Source organism: Bradyrhizobium sp. P5_C11_2, assembly GCF_054049755.1.
Genome location: NZ_JBFULT010000823.1, coordinates 1 through 2,410 on the forward strand (window position 1 = coordinate 1; position 2,410 = coordinate 2,410).

At 62.1% G+C, this 2,410-nt stretch carries 2 protein-coding genes; both read right to left on the minus strand.

The genetic code is table 11. The annotated features are described in order from the left end of the window. Positions 1-1,479: FAD-dependent monooxygenase (locus ACXJL8_RS39035; protein ID WP_456686815.1), on the minus strand; the 1,479-nt coding region annotated here is incomplete at its 3' end. 192 nt (positions 1,480-1,671) lie between these two features. Next, a partial coding sequence (locus tag ACXJL8_RS39040; protein ID WP_456686816.1) for a fumarylacetoacetate hydrolase family protein occupies positions 1,672-2,410 on the minus strand: 739 nt, incomplete at its 5' end.

A 2,410-nucleotide genomic window follows, 5' to 3' on the forward strand; every position in this document is an offset into this window, starting at 1 on the left:
GTCGAGTTGCAAGACCGACAGCGGTATCTGTCGTCGCGCCGCATCGTCGACAAAGGACGACAGATCGCGCCTTCGGAAATCGATCAGCGTGAAATGCGAGCCCAGCCGATCGTAGAGCGCCGTCCCGTTTTTCAGATATGTGCTGGGCAAGCGGGCGCCGGGCGTGGTCGTCGGCTTGTAGACAACGGAATCGAATGGAAAGGGAGTGGCCGAGCTATCTGCGATGATCGGCGATCCCTCATAGATAAAGCCGTGTTYGATGCCGAAACATTCGTTCTCGACGTTCCCGAGCCTGGCGATCCCAGCGCCGACTTCCGCCCGGCGCACGGGATTGTCGCTGTTGTCGCCTTCCAACAGGCTTCCATAGGCTTCGGCAATCTGCATTCGCACCTGCATGTGGCGGCCGGATGCGTCGCGATTTCGCGCCGCCACGGGACGCCGCTCGATTTCATACGACGCGAGGAGACCGGGCCCGCCGAAGCCCTGGAGCGTCGCCGCCAGTTTCCAGCCGAGGTCGACGGCATCGCCGACCCCTGAATTCATCCCATAGCCGCCTGTCGGGATGAACTGATGCGCGGAGTCGCCTGCGAGCAGGACGCGTCCCTTGCCATAGGTCTCAGCGACCAGCAGGTGCGGCGTCCACACATTCGCGACCAGAATCTCAAAGGAGAATGGCCGGCCGGCATAGGCCTCGACGAGCGCGCGCGGATCGAGCTTGGTCGCGTCCTGGCCGGGAAGCACAGGCACGTGAACGGTCCAGATATCATCGTCGTTCTGGGCGATCATCGTTCCACGCGGCGACTGGTAGTGCCAGGCAACGCCCCAGCGCTGCAGCAGATCCCGCTCGGTCGATCGAAAGTGGATCATGTAGAGTTCGCCGACGCGCGACTGCCCCTCGAGCTGGATGCCGAGCCCTGCGCGAACGCGGCTGGAGCCGCCGTCGCAACCGATTAGATATTGGCAGCTGACCTGCTCCTGCGCACCACTCCCCTGCTCCCGCAGCACAGCGACGACACGATCGTCCTTCTCTTCAAAGCTCTCGAAGGCGACGCCGAACCGCACATCGACTTCCGGACGCGCGTCGATGGATTTCTTCAGAACCGGCTCGATCTCGACCTGCGAGACCCGCATCGGGGGTTCGAGCGGTTGGGTGCCGTCGTTCTTGATACGGATCTGCTTTCGAAACTCGCTCGGGGTCATGTATCGAAAGCGATGCAGCTCATATCCGGCGAGACTTGTGATCCAGGAGACATCGAAGGGATGATCTTCCGGCACCGCGACATGTCGCAACGCGTCCGCGAGGCCGAACTTCCGAAAAAGCTCCATGCTGCGGCTGTTGGTGATGTCCATCTTCGGATGGCGGGTCGTCGTCGCATTCTTCTCGACCAGCATCGAGCGGATGCCGAAATGGGCCAGGACGTTCGCAAGCGTCATCCCGACGGGACCGCCCCCTGCAATCAGAACCGGAACCGATTTCATTGTTTCCTCCCAATATAAGCGGCGAACGATCTACGTCGTGCTGCCGCCACCGAATGACGCCCGATCAGGACCCGGCCTGATCAACTCCGTTGAGCCAAGGCAGTGCGCTAATCGACTCTGGTCAAGACCTCGCCTCCACGGCAACCGATATGATGTCCGCTCGAATCCGCGGGTGACAGGATCACCGCAGGATCAGGCCGCCGCACGCACCGCGTCTTCGGCTTCAAGCACGATCGGATTGCGCAGAACACCCAATCCCTCGATCTCGATCTCGCAGACGTCGCCGGGCTTCATATAGAGAGGCGGCTTGCGTGCCGCGCCGACGCCGGACGGCGTGCCGGTCACGATGATATCTCCCGGAAACAGCGTGATGCCCACGCTGATCAACGCAACCAGGGTTGCGACATCGAAGATCAGATCGGAGGTCGACGCCTTTTGCATCACCGTCCCGTTCAATCTCGTCTCGAGTTTCAGGCCGCTGGCGCCTGACGGAAGTTCGTCGGCCGTTACAAATGCCGGCCCGAACGCTCCGGTGCCGTCGAAATTCTTGCCGATGGTCCATTGCGGCGTACGGAACTGATAGTCGCGGATCGTACCATCGTTGAAGATCGAATATCCGGCGACATGGTCGAGGGCCGCGGACTGGGGGATATGACGGCCGCCGCGCCCGATGACAGCGACAAGCTCTCCTTCATAGTCGAGCGCCTCCGAGACGGTCGGTCGCACGATCGGCGCACCGTGCCCGATGAGGCTCGACGCGAACCGGCCAAAGAGCGTCGGGTAGTCCGGCTGCTGGATGCTGCTTTCGGCCGTGTGGTCCGCGTAATTCAATCCGACGCAGATGATCTTGCCGGGTGCGGACAGCGGTGGAAGGAAGCTCACCGCTTCCGGATCGATCGGCTCGCCCTTGAGGAGAGCCGCGGCGAGATCC